Annotated in this window: 18 protein-coding genes; 10 read left to right on the plus strand and 8 right to left on the minus strand. The window is 43.2% G+C overall.

Annotation, left to right across the window (positions count from 1 at the left end; translation table 11 throughout):
* The first annotated feature begins 8 nt into the window (after positions 1–8).
* Together NSQ76_RS19480 and NSQ76_RS19485 are read left to right on the plus strand one after the other, a co-directional pair.
* A complete protein-coding gene (locus NSQ76_RS19480) occupies positions 9–419 on the plus strand; it encodes a hypothetical protein (protein ID WP_025093748.1) in 411 nt (136 codons plus the stop codon).
* Positions 420–501: 82 nt separating this feature from the next.
* The gene (locus NSQ76_RS19485) at positions 502–2,178 is read left to right on the plus strand and encodes a hypothetical protein (protein ID WP_024423958.1); all 1,677 of its coding nucleotides are present in this window, start codon (positions 502–504) and stop codon (positions 2,176–2,178) included.
* A 15-nt stretch (positions 2,179–2,193) separates the two neighbouring features.
* Here NSQ76_RS19485 and NSQ76_RS19490 read toward each other — a convergent pair whose 3' ends face one another.
* A complete protein-coding gene (locus NSQ76_RS19490; protein ID WP_034281399.1) occupies positions 2,194–3,093 on the minus strand; it encodes a LysR family transcriptional regulator in 900 nt (299 codons plus the stop codon).
* Positions 3,094–3,265: 172 nt separating this feature from the next.
* Between NSQ76_RS19490 and NSQ76_RS19495 the strand changes: the two genes are divergently transcribed.
* The 7 genes from NSQ76_RS19495 (at position 3,266) to NSQ76_RS19525 (ending at position 12,849) form a co-directional block, all read left to right on the plus strand.
* Entirely contained in the window at positions 3,266–4,261 is a 996-nt protein-coding gene (locus NSQ76_RS19495; RefSeq protein WP_024423959.1) for a LacI family DNA-binding transcriptional regulator, read from the plus strand.
* Between the two features lie 172 nt (positions 4,262–4,433).
* Positions 4,434–5,699, plus strand: coding sequence for an extracellular solute-binding protein (locus NSQ76_RS19500; RefSeq protein ID WP_135031554.1), 1,266 nt, complete (start codon positions 4,434–4,436; stop codon positions 5,697–5,699).
* Positions 5,700–5,866: 167 nt separating this feature from the next.
* Entirely contained in the window at positions 5,867–7,084 is a 1,218-nt protein-coding gene (locus NSQ76_RS19505) for a carbohydrate ABC transporter permease (RefSeq protein ID WP_282102253.1), read from the plus strand.
* Between the two features lies 1 nt (position 7,085).
* Complete coding sequence (locus NSQ76_RS19510) at positions 7,086–7,928, plus strand: sugar ABC transporter permease (RefSeq protein ID WP_024423962.1); 843 nt, start codon at positions 7,086–7,088, stop codon at positions 7,926–7,928.
* 11 nt (positions 7,929–7,939) lie between these two features.
* Positions 7,940–9,148, plus strand: coding sequence for a glycoside hydrolase family 53 protein (locus NSQ76_RS19515; protein WP_335343490.1), 1,209 nt, complete (start codon positions 7,940–7,942; stop codon positions 9,146–9,148).
* A 23-nt stretch (positions 9,149–9,171) separates the two neighbouring features.
* Positions 9,172–11,241 (plus strand): beta-galactosidase, encoded by a 2,070-nt coding sequence (locus tag NSQ76_RS19520; RefSeq protein ID WP_341055632.1) that lies wholly within the window; start codon positions 9,172–9,174, stop codon positions 11,239–11,241.
* A gap of 279 nt (positions 11,242–11,520) precedes the next feature.
* The gene (locus NSQ76_RS19525) at positions 11,521–12,849 is read left to right on the plus strand and encodes a CitMHS family transporter (protein WP_024427570.1); all 1,329 of its coding nucleotides are present in this window, start codon (positions 11,521–11,523) and stop codon (positions 12,847–12,849) included.
* A gap of 41 nt (positions 12,850–12,890) precedes the next feature.
* On the opposite strand, the gene NSQ76_RS19530 is transcribed toward NSQ76_RS19525, so the two are convergent.
* From NSQ76_RS19530 to NSQ76_RS19560, 7 genes are all read right to left on the minus strand, one after another.
* Positions 12,891–13,319, minus strand: a complete 429-nt coding sequence (locus NSQ76_RS19530) for a DUF4064 domain-containing protein (RefSeq protein ID WP_024427571.1) — start codon at positions 13,317–13,319, stop codon at positions 12,891–12,893.
* Positions 13,320–13,343: 24 nt separating this feature from the next.
* A complete protein-coding gene (locus tag NSQ76_RS19535; RefSeq protein WP_025093741.1) occupies positions 13,344–14,294 on the minus strand; it encodes an ABC transporter permease in 951 nt (316 codons plus the stop codon).
* The gene (locus tag NSQ76_RS19540; protein ID WP_025093740.1) at positions 14,291–15,220 is read right to left on the minus strand and encodes an ABC transporter ATP-binding protein; all 930 of its coding nucleotides are present in this window, start codon (positions 15,218–15,220) and stop codon (positions 14,291–14,293) included. The genes NSQ76_RS19535 and NSQ76_RS19540 overlap by 4 nt, the downstream gene beginning before the upstream one ends.
* Positions 15,221–15,539: 319 nt before the next feature.
* Complete coding sequence (locus tag NSQ76_RS19545) at positions 15,540–15,878, minus strand: zinc ribbon domain-containing protein YjdM (protein ID WP_327822746.1); 339 nt, start codon at positions 15,876–15,878, stop codon at positions 15,540–15,542.
* A 93-nt stretch (positions 15,879–15,971) separates the two neighbouring features.
* Positions 15,972–17,111, minus strand: coding sequence for a glycerate kinase (locus tag NSQ76_RS19550; protein ID WP_024427575.1), 1,140 nt, complete (start codon positions 17,109–17,111; stop codon positions 15,972–15,974).
* Between the two features lie 29 nt (positions 17,112–17,140).
* On the minus strand, positions 17,141–18,412 hold the full coding sequence (locus tag NSQ76_RS19555; protein WP_025093737.1) for a GntP family permease: 1,272 nt from the start codon (positions 18,410–18,412) through the stop codon (positions 17,141–17,143).
* Positions 18,413–18,530: 118 nt separating this feature from the next.
* Positions 18,531–19,643, minus strand: a complete 1,113-nt coding sequence (locus NSQ76_RS19560) for a CdaR family transcriptional regulator (RefSeq protein ID WP_327822747.1) — start codon at positions 19,641–19,643, stop codon at positions 18,531–18,533.
* A gap of 161 nt (positions 19,644–19,804) precedes the next feature.
* Here NSQ76_RS19560 and NSQ76_RS19565 point away from each other — a divergent pair, with 161 nt between their 5' ends.
* Positions 19,805–20,455 carry a TetR/AcrR family transcriptional regulator gene (locus NSQ76_RS19565; RefSeq protein ID WP_044334868.1) on the plus strand — a complete coding sequence of 217 codons (651 nt, stop codon included), beginning with the start codon at positions 19,805–19,807 and terminating at the stop codon, positions 20,453–20,455.
* Positions 20,456–20,475 lie beyond the last annotated feature (20 nt).

Below are 20,475 nucleotides of genomic sequence, written 5' to 3' on the forward strand. Positions count from 1 at the left end.
AACGACAAATGGAATTTTCAAAGAAACAACCAACAGATGCAGATCGTTTTTTGCAAAGAATGACAGATACGCATACATCAAGCTCCATCTTCTCAAAAGCAAACTTTGACACGGAAGACATGACACCAGCAGAGCTGGCAGCTTTGAAAGCAAAGATCAAAGAAGAACAGAAAACAGCACTTATCAGAGCTATCCGGCATCAGCTTCAAAATGAATTTGCAGAAGATCGCCAAGAAGCGGAAAAAATTTTAGATCTAATTGACGACCTTCTGGTCAAAGTGTATAAACAGCAACAGCGCATCCATACACACATGTCAGGTGAAGCCATAGACGCCTTAATAGAAAAAATTGAACAAAGACTCAAATTTTACGAACTGAAAGAAGATGTTCAATCTGCCATCAACTCGATTGGCATTTAGATGAGCCTTCCATCCGATGAATCTTTTCCCCGCCTCACTCGTATATACTAAAAGAGTGATTGATTTGAAAGGAGATCTGTTTGTGGGATATATTTTGTTATTTTCGGTTGTGATCGGTCTTGTCTTGACCCTTTTGCTCACACCGCTCAGGTTGATCGTTAGAAAGAAAGGAACAGAACAGCAGGTGCCGCTCATGTGGATTGCAGGCCTTGCTTTGCTGTTCATGATCGGTATTTTTGTTTTCTATTACATTACCAATTTAGACCGTAACCCTTCATCTCTATGGCTGATTGGACTTGTTGTGACAGCAGCAGGCGCCTTTTTGTCAGTTGGATTGGAGCGTAAAATCAAAGGCGTGCTGTTTCTTATTCTATTGCTGCTCGGTGTTTACATGGCGACAGCTTTTCTATTCAATGCGAATGAGAAATTCGATGTCTCCAAAATGGAGCAAAAAGTAGAAATCAAAGCATTTGATGAAAAAGAAACACCTGCGAGTGTGCCGCCTCAATTTGCCCGGAACAAAATGAAGAAATCGTTCGGACAGGTGCCAAACACAAGCTACTATGAGCTTGGCAGCTTGCAAATTCAGAAGGTCAACGGTGAGTATGTATACATCGCTCCAGTGGAGTTCTCGGACTTCTTTAAATGGATTCGTGCAGGCAGCACGCCGGGTTACTTTACATTAAGTGCGACCGACTCATCTGCTAATCCAAAGTTCGTGAAAACAGAGATGGTCTATACGCCTTCCTCCTATTTCAACAAAGAAATTGAGCGGCATATCCGTCTCCAGTACCCAGATTTGATTTTCTACGGCGGTACACAGCTGGAAATCAATGATGACGGCAAGCCTTATTACATTCAAACGTATGGCGATTTCATCTCTGCCCGAAACGGCTTTAAAGCTTCCGGTGTGGTCGTTGTTGATGCCAAAACAGGTGCGACGAAGAAATATGCTCTAGATCAAGTACCTGCCTTTATCGACGGTGCTGTTTCACCAGAGGCGGTCAGTCTGCAAAACAGCTATTTCGGAAACTATATTCACGGGTTCTGGAACAGTATGTTTGGAAAGTCAGATGTCAAGCTGCCTTCCGATGAAGGAACGGAAGCCAATGTGAGCCCTGTATTTGATTCAAAAGGAGATATGTATTACTTCACAGATTTCACAAGTCCGAAAGAGGGCGTTGATTCCATGCTCGGATATGCCCTGACCAATGCCCGGACAGGAAAAGCGACTTATTATACTGGAAATCTTGAAGAATCCTACATGGATTCTCAGGGCGCTCTGCAAATTATTGAGAAACGATTCATCGAGAAGAAATGGAAAGGCCGCATGCCAATTCTCTATAATTTCTATGGGGAAGCCAGCTGGCTCACACCGGTTCTCGATTCAAATGGATTCCTGCAAAACTACTTTATCGTTTCTGCAGCCAATCCAGAAATCGCTGCGTATGCTTCTACACCAAACGAAGCACTGAGAGCCTATAAGACAGCTCTTCAAAAAGGCGGCGGTACCGTTAACAGTTCCTCTAAGCAGGAAAAGAAAGAAGCAGCAGGGAAGGTCAAACGAGTCTACAAAGAAAAGACTGGTGATTATACAACCGTCACCTTCCTGCTAGACGATGGAAAAAGCTACACCATGTCATCTGAAAAAGAACCTCTCGTCATTTATTTAAAAGAAGGCGATCAGGTCACGATGAAATATACAGATACAGGTGAGATTTTCCTTCCAGTCGATGAAATCAAAATTAAAGGGTTATAAAAAAAGACGTTTCTCCTACTGAGGAGAAGCGTCCTTTTTCTCTTTCCTTAACAATTCAACGAGCAATTCCTTATTTTTATTTCCCCCGGTCATCGGTGACTCGACATAGGAGAACTTTCGTTTGAAATCCATGCCTCTCACAGAAATAACAGCCAATTCACCGCCAATGCTGCCTCGCTGGAGGACATATTTAGATAAAACAGAAAGACCCATTCCATGGATCACCGCTTCTTTAATCGCTTGATTGCTGCTAAAGGTTACAAAGGTTCGCGCTTTCAGTCCATTTGATTTCAGGACATGCTGTAAATATTCTCCTGTCCCTGATCCCTCTTCTCTCGTGATCCATGTTTCGTTCTGTAATTGATCAATGGTGACATCTTTTTTCTTGGCAAAAGGATGATCTAATGGCGCCACAATATAAAGTTCGTCCTCTAGAAAAGTTTCTACAGAAAGCTCTTTGTCATTGGTCTGTCCCTCGATCAAACCGATGTCGACATGGAATAAACGGACATGTCTGGCGATCGCCTCTGTATTATCAATGACCACCTCAATATCAACATGCGGATAGAGCTGATGAAACTCCGCCAATATTTGCGGCAGCACATACTCACCAATGGTGAAGCTCGCCCCGATGGTCAGCTTTCCTCTTGCCAGGTGGTGATGCTCATAAATGTCCTGCTTCGCCTGTTCATAGAGACGAATGATTTGTTTTGATCGATGGTACAGCATATCCCCAGTTGGTGTAACGGTTAATTGCTTTGGTGAACGATTCAGCAGAACGGTCTGAAATTCCTGCTCCAAGTTCTTAATATGAAGACTGACACTTGGCTGAGAAATCCGCAGTTTTTGGGCTGCTTTTGTAAAGTTCTTCTCCTCCACCACTGTCACAAATGTCTTCAGTGCATCGTAATACATCGGTCCCTCTCCTATCAGAAATCTTAATCCAACACCTTACCTATATATATCTTACTAATTCCTTTCCAGCACGTAAAGAACCGCCTAAACGAAAACAATTTAATAAAAATATTTACTAATTTTTTTAAAGACTCTATACTAAGAGGAGATATTTTCTATAGGAGGTGCTGATTTGGCAGCTAAAATAAAGGACATTGCAGAAAAAGCAGGCTTATCCATTGCAACGGTATCTCGCGTACTGAACCAAGATCCCAACCTATCTGTCACCGATCAAACACGCGAAAAAGTATATGCCGCCGCAGAAGCTTTGTCCTACCAAAAGAAGACATTCAAACATTCATTAAAAAAAATTGCCTTTCTCTATTGGATGACCGAAAAGGAAGAGCTTGAAGATATTTATTTTAAATCCATTCGACTCGGCATTGAGGAACTTACCAATACTCGGAGTTTAAATGTCACCGCTTACAATCCGTCTGATGGGCTACATTCCATTGATTCTGCTACAGAAGGAATCATCGCCATCGGCCGCTTTAAAACGTCAGAGCTTGACCAATTATATGCGATCACTCCGCATATTGTCTTTATTGATACGACGCCAGATGAAGACCGTTTTGATTCTGTAAAGCCGAACCTAAAACGAATTGTTGAAAAGATCATCGATTCTTTTATCGAAAAAGAGCACACATCTATTGGATTCATTGGCGGCACAGACCTTGATCTGAATACGAATGTGCACATTCCAGATATTCGTGAAACGACTTTCCGTGAATACATGCTGGCCCGCCATATGCTTGATGAGCGATTGGTCTATATCGGCCACCATTTCTCAGTAGATGAAGGATATTCGCTGATGATGAAGGCGATCGACGAGCTTGGTGATGATCTGCCCACCGCTTTTTGTGTCGCTAGTGACCCTCTTGCCATCGGCTGCTTACAAGCGTTAAATGAGCGAGGATTTTCTCTTCCGAACCGTGTCAGCGTCTTTAGTATCAACGATATTCATGTGTCTCAATATGTATCGCCGCCGCTCACCACGTATCACATCCATACGTCTTTACTTTGTGAGACGGCGATCGATTTACTTTTAGAAAGACTTGTGGACGGCAGAACATTGCCTAAGACTGTTCTGATTGCCTCAGAGCCTGTCTTTCGGAAAAGCACCATATAATCAACTGGAAGTCCCTCCTAATGTGGAGGGCTTCTTTTCTCTCTATGCGAGTAAAAAATTTTACTTAATAAATTTAATAAAATATGTTTACTTTTTTTACTTAAGTTGATATTCTCACATTAAGAAAGCGTTTTCTTATCATCTGTGAAAAAAGAACGAGAGGGGATTACCAATGAAAAAGGGAAAATGGGCGACATTATCAGCAGTCGTTGGTACTGCTGTGCTTCTGCTTTCAGCATGCGGGCCAGGAGATGACAATTCAAGCGGGACACAGCCAGCATCTACAGGTACAAAGACCTTGCTAGTATGGGAGGATGTCAAAAAATCTGATGGGATTCATGACGCTGTAAAAGAATTTGAAAAACAAAACGATGTGAAAATCAAAGTGGTCGAAAAAGCGTATGCCGACCAAATCGAAGCTCTCCGCCTTGATGGAGCAGCCGGGACAGGCCCAGACGTCATCACGATGCCTCACGATCAAATTGGATCAGCCGTTACTGAGGGGCTATTACAGGAAATCAAGCCTGATCAAAAAGTGATCGATTCCTTTACAGACGAATCCATTCAATCACAAACGATAGACGGCAAGCTGTATGGCCTTCCTAAATCCGTTGAAACGACAGTGCTTTTCTATAACAAAGACCTTGTCAAAAAGGCACCAACTACACTAGATGGCTGGTATGACCTTTCGAAAAAGCTGACAAAAGACGGGAAATACGGTTTTGTAGCGAAATGGGATGAAATTTACTATGCACAAAGTGTGTTAGGCGGATCAGGAGGCTATATTTTCAAACAGAAAAGCGATGGCTCCTATGATGTGAACGATATTGGCCTGAACAACGATGGCGCTGTTGAAGGCGGAAAATACATTCAAACATTCTTTAGCGAAGGACTTTTCCCGAAAGGCATCATTGGTGAACAAGGAATCAATGTCCTCAACTCCTTATTCACAGAGAAAAAGGCGGCAGCTGTCATTTCTGGTCCATGGTCATTTGGTCCATATAAAGAAGCTGGAATTGACTATGGCGTAACAGAGCTGCCAACACTCCCTAACGGAAAGCATATGAGCTCATTCTTAGGTGTAAAGAGCTACAACGTCTCCTCTTATTCTAAAAATAAAGACCTAGCTGAGAAATTTGTTGAGTTTATCACGAATGAAAAAAATTCGAAGAAGCGATTCGAAGTAACAGAGGAAATTCCACCAGTGAAAAAGCTGATGAAGGATCCAATCATCACAGGAAACGCAAATGCGGCTGCTGTTTCAAAACAAACGAAATATGCCACGCTGACACCGAATACCCCTGAAATGGCAGAAGTGTGGAAGCCGATTGACAGCGCGTTAGGTCTCATTGCAACAGGCCGGACAGATGTGAAAAAGGCATTTGATGATGCGGTCAATCAAATCGACTCTCAAATTAAAGCAAATCACTCTAAGTAATCATCAAACACGGGTAGCCTTTAAGTCTATCAAGCTGCCCGTATTTGATCTAATTTCATATGAAGTAGGTGTTAGACGTGACGGGTAACCTTGAACTAGACCGCACACACATAGTGGAATCAAAGACACACCGGAGACGGGCGCTAATGTTCTCCTTAATACCCGGGATGGGGCAGATGTACAACAAACAGTACGGCAAAGGGGCACTTTTTTTCCTGTTCGGCGTCTCTTTTTTCATCGTATTTTATGATTTATTCAATATTGGCTTTTGGGGGCTGTTCACACTTGGTACGATGCTGCCTCGTGACAACTCTGTTTTTCTTTTAGCAAAAGGGATTATTGCGCTGTTAACAGCTTGTTTTGGTATCGGCTTTTACGTACTCATGATGCGTGATGCTTTTATGAACGGAAAGAAACGTGATCAAGGGATTCCGCTTCATTCCATCCGAGCTCAATATCATCAGCTGATCGACCAAGGCTTTCCTTACTTAATGAGCACTCCTGCTTTCTTTTTACTTCTATTCTCTGTTGTCTTTCCTATAATGTTCAGCTTTGCGCTTGCCTTTACGAACTACGATTTATACCACTCGCCTCCTGCCAATCTGATCGATTGGGTAGGGATCAAGAACTTTCAAAATATCTTTTCAATTGATATTTGGAGAGACACTTTCATTGATGTACTTGGCTGGACCGTCGTATGGACGTTGGCTGCTTCGACCCTTCAATGTGCTGTCGGCATCTTTCTAGCGGTTCTGCTCAATCAGAAGGATTTAAAAGGAAAACGTTTTTTTAGAACCATTTTGATTCTCCCTTGGGCTGTTCCGGGTTTTGTGACCATTTTGGTGTTTGCCGGACTGTTCAACGATACATTTGGAGCCATTAACAACACACTTTTTGCATCGATTGGAATTGATCCAAAACCATGGCTGACAGATCCATTTTGGAGCAAAATTGCCCTCATTGCGATGCAGACTTGGCTTGGATTTCCTTTTGTTTTCATTATGACAACCGGTGTTTTGCAAGCAATTCCAGAGGATCTATACGAAGCTGCGACCATTGATGGGGCAAACTTCTTTCAGAAATTCCGGTCCATCACGTTACCGCTTGTCCTTTATTCCATTGCGCCTATATTAATCACGCAATATACGTTTAACTTTAACAACTTTAATATCATCTACTTATTTAATGGCGGAGGACCGCCTGTCGCTGGCTCAACTGCTGGGGGAACGGACATCTTGGTTTCTTGGATTTACAAACTCACGATGCAGTCTTCTCAATATGCACTTGCTGCCGCTGTCACGATCTTACTTTCAATCTTTGTCATCGCCATTGCACTCTGGCAGTTTAAGAGAACGAATTCATTCAAAGAGGAGGACATGATGTGATATGGGATCAAAACAAAACAAGCTCATTCGCCTGAGCATCACTTATTTTATCCTTTTCATTGCCTCCATTTGTATTCTATATCCACTGCTTTGGACGATCGGTGCTTCCTTTAACCCTGGGAACAGCCTCATGAGTACAAGCATGTTTCCGAAGAATCCAACGTTCAGCCACTTCACCGAGCTGTTCTTCGGTCAGGGGGCACTTTATGCAAAATGGTATTGGAACTCAATGAAGATCAGTATTGCCACCATGGTTTTAACGCTCGTTCTTGTCAGTTTTACAGGCTATGCCTTTTCCAGATTCCGCTTCAAAGGACGGAAAAATGGGCTGATGCTCTTTTTGCTGCTGCAAATGATTCCTCAATTTTCAGCGCTGATAGCGATTTTTGTTCTTGCTCAAATGCTTGGACTCATTAACAGCCACCTTGCCCTGATTTTGATTTATGCAGGTGGACAAATTCCGATGAATACGTATTTAATGAAAGGCTATCTTGATGCGATTCCAAAGGATCTCGATGAATCAGCCAGAATGGACGGCGCAGGGCATTTCCGGATTTTCATCCAAATTATTATGCCGCTCGCTAAGCCCATCTTAGCTGTTGTCGCAATCAACTCATTTACAGGTCCGCTGGGTGATTTCATCATTTCCAGTGTCATTGTCCGCTCACCCGAAATGTATACGCTCCCAATCGGTCTGTACAATCTTGTGTCAGACAAAATGGGTGCAAGCTACACGACCTTTGCAGCCGGGGCTTTACTCATTGCGATTCCAGTCGCTTTATTGTTCCTTGTTTTACAAAAACAATTTGTGTCCGGTCTCACACAAGGCGGGACAAAAGGATAAGGGGAGATTTGATGAAGAAATGGTTGCTTGTCACTGTTGTCGTTTTCTTTCTGATGGGATTAGGTATTCTGCCTGAAGCAAGGGCCGATACGATTTCTGTGAAACCGATCAATGGACTGCAAGGTGATTTCATCAAGGGAGCCGATATCTCGATGCTTGCAGAAGTGGAGAGAAGCGGCGGCAGATACTACAACCAGAACGGACAGCAGGTTGATCCGCTTAAGCTATTAAAAGATAAAGGCGTCAACTATGTGCGTATCAGACTGTGGAACCATCCATATGACAATCAAGGCCGTGCTTATAACGGCGGCACTAATGATCTCAATACAGCCATCGCTTTATCGAAACGTGCAAAAGCACAAAACATGAAAGTGCTGCTTGATTTTCACTACAGTGATTTCTGGACTGACCCCGGTAAACAATTCAAGCCGAAAGCGTGGGCATCCCTCTCACAAAGCGATTTAGAAAAAGCGGTCGGCACTTACACAGGCGATGTGCTCAAAGCGATGAGAGCGCAAAATGCCTTGCCGAATATGGTTCAGGTCGGGAATGAGTTGAACTCAGGCATGCTATGGCCAAACGGAAAAAGCTGGGGTGAAGGCGGTGGTGAATTTGACCGGCTCGCTGCTTTGCTAAAGGCTGGCACAAATGCCGTCCGCTCTGTCGATTCAAACATTAAAATCATGCTTCACCTTGCACATGGCGGAGACAATGGTGCATCCCGCTGGTGGTTTGATGAAATCACAAAACGAGGCGTCTCCTTCGATACGATCGGTTTATCTTATTACCCGTATTGGGACGGCGGCTTTAGCGGGCTTACGTCCAATATGAATGATATTAGTGCCCGCTATAACAAAGACGTCATCGTGGTAGAAACTGCTTACGGCTTTACGACAGCAAACGGTGACAACCTAGATAACTCATTTAACCAAGACTCTGTCAATACAGCCGGTTATCCAGCCTCACCTCAAGGCCAGGCATCTTTTATACGAGATCTATCCGAAAAAATTTCACAAGTAAACAACAACCGCGGAAAGGGGTTCTTTTATTGGGAGCCGCTTTGGATTCCAGCGAAAGGTGCTCCGTGGTCTAGTCAATACGGGCTCGCTTATATCCAAACAACCGGGACTGTCGGAAATGCGTGGGAAAATCAAGCAATGTTTGATTTCAACGGAAAAGCACTGCCTTCTCTTGATGTATTTAAACAAATGACACCGTAACTAAAAGGATAGGACGTGACAAAATGGGAAAGCGTTATCCACTCGTTCACCCAAATGTGAAAGGCTTTTTGCATGGTGGCGATTACAATCCAGATCAATGGCTCCATATGCCAGAGATCATAGACGAAGATTTTCGATTAATGAAGCTTGCACACTGTCAAACATTCTCCATCAACATTTTCGCATGGAGTAAGCTAGAGCCAGCAGAGGGTCAGTATGACTTTGCATGGCTGGATGACATCATGGACCGCTTGGCAGCACAGGGGGCACACGCCATTCTCGCAACGCCAAGCGGAGCAAGACCTGCTTGGCTGTCACAAACATATCCAGAAGTATTGCGCGTCGAAGCGAATCGTCAGCGTAACTTACATGGACTGCGCCATAATCATTGCTTCACCTCTCCGGTTTATCGAGAAAAAACGAATACACTCAACCGGCTGCTTGCGGAACGCTACAAGGATCATCCAGCACTGATCATGTGGCACATTTCGAATGAGTACGGCGGCGAGTGTCATTGCGACCTGTGCCAGGAAGCATTTCGAGACTATTTGAAGGACAAATACAACCACGATCTTGAGGCTTTGAATCAAGCATGGTGGACGGGATTTTGGAGCCACACGTATAGTGATTGGTCACAAATCGAGTCACCCGCACCACACGGGGAGCACATGATTCACGGCATGAACCTGGATTGGAAGCGCTTTGTCACAGCACAAACGATCAATTTTTATCAAAATGAAATTAAGCCGCTGCGGGAATTGACGCCTCATATCCCAGTAACCACGAACTTTATGGGCGACTATCCGCATATGCGTCCATTTCTTGGGCTGGATTATCATCAATTTGCAAAAGAGGTCGATGTGATCTCATGGGATAGCTATCCTGCTTGGCACAGCGGCAGAGAAACAACGGCCGAATTAGCATCGAACGTTGCCTTTGTACATGATTTGTACCGTTCCTTAAAGGACGGACAGCCGTTTCTCGTCATGGAGAGTACGCCGAGCCTTGTGAACTGGCATGAAGTGAACAAGGTCAAACATAAAGGCATGGCACACCTTTCTGCCATGCAGGCAATTGCCCACGGATCAGACTCCGTGCTTTATTTCCAGTGGCGGCAAGGCCGAGGCGCCTCTGAGAAATTCCACGGTGCCGTTGTCGATCATTCTGGTCATGAACATACGCGCGTGTTTCAAGAGGTAGCTGATCTAGGGAAACAACTGGAGCAGCTGCACCCAATTGCGGGCACATCCGTTCAGCCAGAGGTCGCCATCATTTATGATTGGGAAAATCACTGGGCCATTGATGATGCGCAAGGCTTAAATAATACAAACAAACGCTATGTAGAGGCTTGTCAAACTCACTATCGAAGCTTTTGGAAAAAAGGTATCTCTGTTGACATAGTCGGGATGGAAAAGGATTTCTCATCCTATCGTGTGCTCATTGGGCCAATGCTCTACATGATCAAACCAGGCGTTGCAGAAAAAATTGAAGCCTTTGTCAAAGCGGGCGGCATTTTTATCGCGACTTACTGGAGCGGCATAGTCGACGAAAATGATCTCTGTTTCCTCGGCGGTTTTCCTGGCCCTCTCCGCCATGTACTTGGCATTTGGGCAGAGGAAATCAACACATTGATGCCTGATGAACATGTGTTAATGACCACAGGGAATGGACGCACCTATCATGTCGGACAATATTGCGAATCTATACATCCTGAAACGGCCTCTGTACTAGGGCATTTTGAAAATGGGTGCTACGAAGGACAGCCAGCCCTGACTGTCCGTTCATTAGAAAAAGGGAAAGCATACTATATGGCCTCAGAAAATGAGCAGTCTTTTTATGATGAGTTTTACGAAGACCTTATCGCAGGTATTGGCATACAGCCCGTCCTATCCACTGCAATTCCAGAAGGAGTCAGTGTACAAAAACGAACAGACGGGTCGCAGGACTATGTGTTTTTGATGAATTTTACAGAAGAGCAGCAGAACATGTCACTAGATTCAGAGGCAAGCTATGAGAATATGCTGACTGGACAGCAAGTGCCTGAGCAGCTTCAACTCGATCCTTACGAGTATGTCATCTTGAAAAATCGTTGAATGAAGCGTCCATTTATTGGGCGCTTTTTAATTTAATAAGTCTAAATACCCATATTAATTATTGTGAACTTTAATCGTTATTTTTATCTAAATTTTTTTACAATATTTGATGCCGCGCCATGACTGGTCTCTCCATCCTTTTTTACCATTGTATAGGTATGAAAGCGGTTGCTTAATACTCATAAATTTGATACCCTTTTTTTTCAATGCACCTGTGGGAATGCATTGGATGAAAAGTATAGACAAATGTAAACGTTTTATTTGTAGGGGGAGGGGCTTATGTTAACGTTTGTTGGATTGATGATTATTTTAACGATTGTTGTGCTGCTGATTTGGGGGAAAGCAAGTCCAATTGTCGCCATGGTCATGGTGCCATTAATAGGGGCGCTCATTGCGGGATTTGGGATCAATGACATTCAAACCTTCTTCGAGGAAGGGATTATCAAAGTATTGCCGGTGGCGACCATGTTTATCTTCGCCATTTTATTTTTTGGTATTTTGCAAGATACAGGGTTCTTTGAACCTGTAATTAAGACTTTAATCAAGCTGACAAAAGGAAATGTTGTCACAGTTGCAATGGGAACTGCTTTGATTGGGGTTATCGCACACTTAGACGGAGCAGGGGCTACGACCTTTTTATTAACTGTACCTGCACTGCTTCCGCTTTATAAAAAATTACATATGAGTCCTTATTTACTGCTGTTATTAATCGGGACGAGTGCTGGATTAACCAATATGATTCCATGGGCTGGACCGACTGGACGGGCAGCAAGTGTACTGAATATGGACCCCTCTGAACTCTGGGTGCCGCTCATTCCAATTCAGCTCATTGGCGTTGTACTCGTGTTAGGAATGGCATTCATTTTAGGAAAGAGGGAAGAAAAGCGAATTCGGGTGAAAATTGCTGCAAATGAAATAGCCGCGGTTCAACTAGAAGGTGCAGATTGGGATCGTGCCATTCAGTCTATTAGTGAAACGGGAGACGCCTCTTTAAAGCGTTACCATCTCATTTGGGTGAACCTTGTTCTGTTTTTGTGTGTTGTGGTGCTTCTCGTGTTGAACGTGATGCCTGCTAGTTTTATGTTTATGATTGGCCTGTCTCTCGCACTATTAATTAACTTTCCGAATGTGAATCTGCAAATGGAAAGGATCAAGGCACACGCACCTAGTGCGCTGATGATGGCAGCTGTGATTTTTTCCGCAGGGTCATTTTTAGGAATTCTTGAAGGCACAGGGATGCTGAAAGCCATTGCTGTTGACAGTATTCACATTTTACCAGCCTTCTTGCTGCCATTTTTACATATCATTGTTGGGATGCTTGGAGTGCCGCTTGATATGCTGACAAGTACAGACGCCTATTATTACGCTCTTCTGCCAATTGTTGAATCCATTACATCTGAAGTTGGCGTACCAGGCACTTCTGCGGCATATGCGATGATGATTGGGAACATCATCGGAACCTTTGTCAGCCCGCTTGCTCCCGCTGTTTGGCTCGCTGTAGGTCTTGCAGGGGTTGATATGGGGAAACACATCCGCTACTCCTTCTTTTGGATGTGGGGATTCAGTATTATCCTTCTGTTCGTGGCGATGCTGATTGGCATCATTTAAAAAGAAAGACATGCGCGGATATGCGCATGTCTTTTCTTTCATTATGAAGGATATTCACTTGTGTGAATGTCTGAATTCGGCTTTCTAATAAGAGACATTAATCCAATGATAAACAATAGAACCATTGGAGCGAATGCAAGGCCAACTGTTCCAATTAAAAGAGTCACAGCAGAAACCAAGAAAAGAATACCTGAAAGCACGGCACGACGGTCGGTTTTCAAGAAAATCACACCTACAATCGACAGCACAGCCGCAATTGCGGAAACGACCATGAACTGAGTACCAAACGCATGAACCGAAGCCTGAAGCGTTTCAATCGGCAATGTTTCCCCTTCCTCTTTTAACACTTCATTGATTTCATCATAAAATGATGGACCCACAGAAAGGATTAATGCCCCAAACCCGACACCAATGGCATTGAGGACAATACTAATAATCCCCATAATTTTTTCACCTTTACGTTTAATCATGTGTAAACCTCCTAAAAAGTTAAATTAACCTGTTTTTACTTCTCGTTTTTGGAAGACGATTAAGGCAATAGCTAAGAAAATAGCCCAATAGATGACTAGGACGGTTAGTGAGAATCCTAGAGACATACCATCGATAATAGTAACCTGTTCCATAAAGTATTGGGATGGATCGTTTGCAAATAACAAATATTTTGCCCAATCAAAGAAGAGCATTAAAATACTTGTAATCGTTCCACCTACAATATAAGCTAACACACTAATGGCAATGGAGATAGCTTCACTTCTAAATACTGTAGAAATGGCGAACGAAAGGGTTCCCAAAACGACAAACATTGCACAATGAGCAAGATAATAATAGACCATATTTGCAAACTGCGAACGTTCAATCACTTCACCATTTTGATACACCAAATTCACATAATCAGTGTTAAGTCCAAAGAAAATAGCACCCAATATGAATGACAAGATAAATAGCACCACAACAAGTAAAAGAGCATACAGCTGCACCGTAATATATTTAGATATTAGGATCTTTAGCCTTGATGGTGGACGAATCAATAATAATTTAATTGTACCATGCTTGTATTCAGCCGATACAATGGTGGAAGCAATAATGATCACAAACACACCGACTAGCTGAAGTAAATTGGCGTTTGTTTTCACATAGTCCCATACACTGTCGCTAAACTGATCAGCTGGCGGCAAGTTATGCTTGATTCGATAATCATTAATAGTGATCTCTTTTTCAAGCTCTCTTTTAAAGAAACCATTCTCTGTCTCTTTGAGCTCCTTCTTGTTTTCCTTATTCATCATTTCTAGCTGGGTTTTCCAATCACCTGAAGCTTGATCTCCGTCATTTGTTTTCACTGCAAAGATCAACGTGGCAACCATACCTAAAACAAGAAGCCCAACCATAATCCAAGTACCAACACGATAACTGATTTTCATCCACTCGTTTTGAATGAGGCGAATCATACGTCTGCCTCCTTTTTACCTGTTAAGCTTAAAAACTTATCTTCTAAGGTTTGTTTTTCAATTTTGATCTCGTACAAATGAATAGACGCGCTGCTCAAATGACGGATTAATTCTGGCATTTTTTGTTCTGGCATAGAGAAAAATAAGTACTGCTCCTCTTCTCTTACAGTGACGCCTTCCTCAAATGCATCAATGAGCTTCTGTGCTTCTTCAAGCTCCCCGGCTGCTACCTTCATTCGATAATTAACCAAATCATCCTGCTTCGTCTCAGCACGCTGATCCTCAATCGCAATCAGCTTTCCGGTTTGGATAATTGCAAAGCGATCACACATCAATTCCATCTCTGACATGAGGTGACTTGAAACAATTACAGCCAGCCCTTCTTCCTTCGCAAGCCTTCTCAAGTAATCTCGTATCATTCGAATCCCCTCAGGATCAAGTCCATTGGTCGGCTCATCTAAGATTAGCAGTTTCGGTCTATGTATGAGTGCCTGCGCAATGCCCAATCGCTGTTTCATTCCTAATGAAAATGTACGCACACGTTTATGCTTCACATGCTGCAAGCTGACTAGCTCTAACAGCTCATCAATTCGCGCTTCATCCACTTTCCCATTCATTCTGGCAAAGTGAACAAGATTTTGTCTTGCCGTTAAATGATTATACATTTCTGGATTTTCAATAATCGCACCGACATGTTGGATGGCATGCTGATAGGATGTTTGAATACTATGGCCATTAATCAGAATGTCACCAGATGTAATGGGAGAAAGACCGACCATCATACGAATGGTTGTTGTTTTCCCTGCACCATTAGGTCCTAAGAAGCCAAAGACTTCGCCCGCTTGGACAGAAAAGCTCAAGTCTTGAACAATCTTTTTCCCGCTAATATGTCTAGATACATTATGCAGTTCTAAAACGTTCGTCACGTTACCTCTCCTTCTTTGTCTAAGTATCATCTATCATTCTATTTCCTGATAAACACCATGATCCGTCAAAAATAGAAGAACACTTCCATATGGTACAGCAATGCCCAAAAGTTGTGAAGGGGATTAGCCAAAATTTAGCGAATCATCTGCCTTTTTTAAGGTAGAGTTAAGAAAACTGCGGATTTTTATGTGAAAAGAGGCTTGATTTTTTAAAAAATGAACCTTTTTCAACAGGTATATATGTATGGAATTTTGTTTGAGATTATTCCTTTCACCTATAAATAAAGAAAAGAGGCCTCTTACAGCCTCTTTTCATACATTATATCTTCTTCACAAACTCTGATTTTAATTTCATTGCGCCGAAGCTAGGAATTTTACAATCAATGTTATGGTCGCCTTCAACTAAACGAATGCCTTTGACCTTCGTTCCTATTTTCAAAACGGATGAAGAACCTTTTACTTTTAGGTCTTTAATGATAGAGACCGTGTCCCCATCACTTAACAGATTCCCATTCGCATCTTTGACCACAAGCTGTTCCTCTGCCGCTTGTTCTTGTTCAAGTGACCATTCATGCGCACACTCAGGACAAACCAGCAGGCTGCCGTCCTCGTAAGTATAAGGTGAGCTGCACGAAGGACAATTCGGTAGATTAGACATTTTTGTTTCCTCCAACTTTCTACATCATTTATAACAATTTTACCACATTTCGATAGAAAGGAATGTGATAGAAAAGGAAATATTTTTCATCGTTTACTTTTTTATTCCAATTTCTAACACAGCCGCGATATTCCGGGCTGTTCTTTCTACATGAAGAGCCGCATCTCGTATCGCCTCAGACAGAGAGGTAATACCTGGAACGATACTAAACAGTGCATCAATTCCATGATCGTGTACGACTCCACTGTCGTTTGCAAGAGAGCCTGCAATACCAATCACAGGCAGATTATACTGCTTTGCTGCTTTGGCTACGCCGATTGGGGTTTTTCCATAAATGGTCTGCCGGTCAATTCGGCCTTCTCCCGTAATGACAAGGTCTGCCTCCTTGATGACGTCATCAAAATGAACAGCCTTCAGCACAATATCGATTCCTCTTTGCAAATCAGCTTTTAAAAAGCCTAATAAACTCGCACCAAGTCCTCCTGCCGCTCCTGCCCCTGCTGCATCTCCAAAGGAGACATTGAACTGCTTTTCAGCTACTTGTGCAAAATGAGCCAGATTCTTGTCTAACACTTGAACCATTTCTTCATCTGCTCCCTTTTGAGGACCGAAAACAGCAGACGCTCCTCTCTCACCCGTTAAAGGATTATCCACATCACAAGCCGCCTCCAGACGGACGGATTGCAGTCTTGGATCGAGTCCAGATAAATTAATTGAAGCTAATTGATGAAGTGCCCCGCCGCCTGACGTCAGGGAATGTCCTGTTTTATCAAGGAAATCTGCACCTAATCCTTGCATCATCCCAACACCGCCATCATTTGTTGCACTTCCGCCAAGGCCAATGATCACGTGCTTCGCTCCTTTATCCAGCGCTGCAAGTATTAATTCACCAGTTCCTCTTGATGTCGTCCATAATGGATTACGTTTTTCTCGCGGTACAAGATGTAAACCAGAGGCTGCAGCCATCTCTATGACAGCAGTCTGACCGTCTCCTAACATGCCAAAAAAGGCATTCACTGGCTCACCAAGCGGGCCCGTGACCACTTGATGAACAATGTGTCCGTCAGTCGCATCAACCAACGATTGAACGGTCCCCTCTCCTCCATCTGCCATTGGCAGTTTGATATACTCTGCGTTTGGCAAAATAGAACGAAATCCTCGTTCAATGGCACATGCTGTCTCATAAGCAGATAAACTTTCTTTAAATGAATCTGGTGCGATCACAATTTTCATCCTAAAGCCCCTCTTTTCTTATCATGTCCTCAGCCAAACAGCTGGAAAACGCCAAAAATAATGGTCGATACAACGGTTAACGTCAAACCGATTAACGATTCAAAAGGCATGAGCTTCAAACGCTCTTTAATATCCATTTGAACACTTCCTGCTGTTGCATGGAAAAAGCTCCCGTGCGGCATATGGTCAAGCACTGTTGCGCCAGCATGAATCATGGCTGCTCCTGAAAGAGCAGATACACCAAGCCCAATCAGTGTTCCGCTAAACACACCGCTCGCTACCGCCGTTCCTGCTGTTGTCGAAGCGGTCGCGGCTGACATAAATATCCCGGAAGTAGGCGCAAGTAAATATGGAGGTAAACCCGATGCATCCAGTGCCTGAATAAACACATCTTTTAAGGAAGAATTCGATACGATTCCTGCTAATGTACCTGTCCCTAATAACATGATCGCTACACCTGACATTTTATGGAGACCCGACATCGCATAATCATTGAGAAATTTCCCTTTTTTCATGAAAAGAGCACCTACAATCCCTCCAATCGGTAAAGCGATCATTGGGTCTATATTGATTTGAAAAAGCGGCCTTAAAGCCAACAATAAAATGGTAACCAGCGGACCAGCCAGTGCTTGAAAAAAAGAAGGTATTTGAACTTTACTTTGCCCAGTTTCTTCTTCAAGAACGGGCGTCCCTTTGTTTGCAAGCTTTTTAGCTAATACATATGTAACAGCCAACCCGAACACAGCTGGAATGATTCCAGCAGCCATCATTGAAGTCAGAGGTACACCAAAAGCGTCTGAAGCGGCAATGGCATTCGGATTCGGTGACATGATATTCCCTGCCTTCCCGCCTCCAATCATAGCAAGGAGAATTCCGGTTTTTGAGAGCTTTGCGCGTTTGGCAATGGCAAGTGCGATGGGCGCTACTGTGATAACCGCAACATCTACAAAAACGCCCACTGTTGTTAAAATCATCGTTGCAAGAGCGAGTGCTAATAGTGCCCTCGCCTCACCAAGCCTTCTCACGATGGCCTCAGCGATAGATAACGCTGCACCTGATTCAATGAGAACACCAGCCAGTACACCTGCAGCCATAATTCTAAGGACAGCCGGAATCATGTCCTTAGCACCTTCCATCATAACGTTGACGGTCTGAACAATGTCTACACCGCCAACCAATCCGCCTATGAATGCACCTGCCAGCATGCCATAAGCAGGTGATACTTTTTTTAGAATGAGAACAATCGCGATCACAAGCGCCGCCATGGCTCCCAAAGTACTTACCGTCACATCTCCACCCATTCTCAATCCCCCTAAAAATATCTTCCTCCAATTGTAAGCGTTTACCCTAAGGGATTGTGTTGTGAATCTGGATGAACTTTTTTAACTGACCACTCTTCCGAATTGTGCATTTGCACAATCAATATAGTTGAGTCATTAGCTGCGCCATATAAAGCTCGATTAACTGTTTTACATGACGAGGGTCTTTTCCGGTCAATCCTTGAATTTTGTCTAAACGATAACGCAATGTATTCCGATGAATAAATAAACGATCAACAATTCTTTGCAAATCACTGCCCTCTTCAATGTAAACCCTTAATGTATGGGCTAGCTCTGCTTCTTGTGTCAAAGGCTTGTAAAAGTCAGTCCATCGACTGTTCTTTTCAGCAATTCCCACCTTCATGAATAAGCTTTCCAGCTGATACGATTCAAAGAAATACATACTTTCTTCCGGATCAAGAGCCTTCCCTAACCTCAGGGCTTCTCTCGCATGCTGAAAAGAAATTGGCAGCTGGCTGATGTCTTCAGCGACAGTCCCTATCCCCACTAACACTTGGCTTCCTACTGCTCTTTGCATTGTTTTTTGCAGATGACCTGCCGCCTGCTTTACTCGATGTTCAGGTATGGGCTGACTTAAAAGAATCAATTCATGACAAAAGGTCATGCCAAGTAAATCATCCGCATTCTTATCATATTGAATCGCATGCATCAATTTATGAACAGCATCCTCTGAGGATGGAACTGGCTGAAAAACAATAGCCATTCGGCGCTTGTCTAAATCCATCCCCAGCCAAGCAGCTCGATTTTTCAGCTGATGATCCCCAACATCAGAATATGAAATCAACTGATTGACAATTTCACTCTCTATTCGATGACGCCATTGAACCCGCTCAAGCAGAAAAGATTGCTCTAACACCAGTTCAGCTGCCATCTTCACCAGCTCGGCATGATGCCGAATGTCCTCTGGTTCACCAGTAATTCCAATCACACCAACTACTTGTTCATGGAAGCAGATAGGCAAGTTAATCCCAGGTTTCACCCCTTCTAAGCGCAAAGAGGTCTCCTGGTCAATTTCCACACTGTTCCCGCTTGTCAGCACAAGCCGTGCACCATCATGTTTATGGCCAATCCTGTTTCGTTCACCAGAACCAATAATGACACCATCTGCATTCATCACATTGATGTTTTTATGTAAAATATGCATCGTACGTTCAACCATTTCTTGAGCCAATTCACTGGTCAAAAATTGCATTTGTCATCTCCCCTGAAGGTTTTTTTCATTCAATGTATCATAGTGTCTTTGAACAATAAATGCAAAGTGTTTTAAAACCAGCCATTGACAAAGACACCCTGAAAAGTGTTTAATCAAATCAAGAACCGACCGACAGTCTAGTTAAAAGAAAGGATGGCTTTATGAGAACCGTTAAACATCCTGAGGAACGTAAAAATGACATATTAAACGCAGCCGAAGCGCTTTTTTCAACCAAAGGCTATCAGAAAACAACGATTATTGACATATTAAAAGCCGTTGGCATCGCAAAAGGCACCTTTTACTACTACTTTGCATCCAAAGAAGAAGTAATGGATGCCATTATTGACAGGATCATCAAAGAAGATATCATCGTGGCAAAGCGTATTGCAGCTGAGCCAGACCTTCCAGTCGTTGACAAACTATTTCGTATCATCATGGCGCAATCACCTCAGCAAGGAAGCCATAAACAGGGCATGATCGATCAGTTCCATCAGCCTTCTAATGCAGAAATGCATCAAAAAAGCTTAATCAAAGCCATTAAAGAACTATCACCCGTGTTGGCAGATGTCATTCAGCAAGGTGTAGAGGAAGGGACATTCAAAACGAAGTATCCGCAAGAGACGGTTGAATTTCTCCTTGCTTCTGCACAGGTCATATTTGATGAAGGCCTTTTTCAATGGACAGCCGAAGAAAGTATACAACGCGCTTTAGCTTTTATAGATATACTCGAATCCTCATTGCATGCAGAAAAGGGGAGTTTTTCATTCCTGCTGAAGCGATTATCTGGAGAGCTGGATGAAAATAATCAGTGATTGGTCACTTCAATACCAAT

Source organism: Bacillus sp. FSL M8-0256, from assembly GCF_038005765.1.
In the GTDB taxonomy this organism is placed as follows: domain Bacteria; phylum Bacillota; class Bacilli; order Bacillales; family Bacillaceae; genus Bacillus; species Bacillus safensis.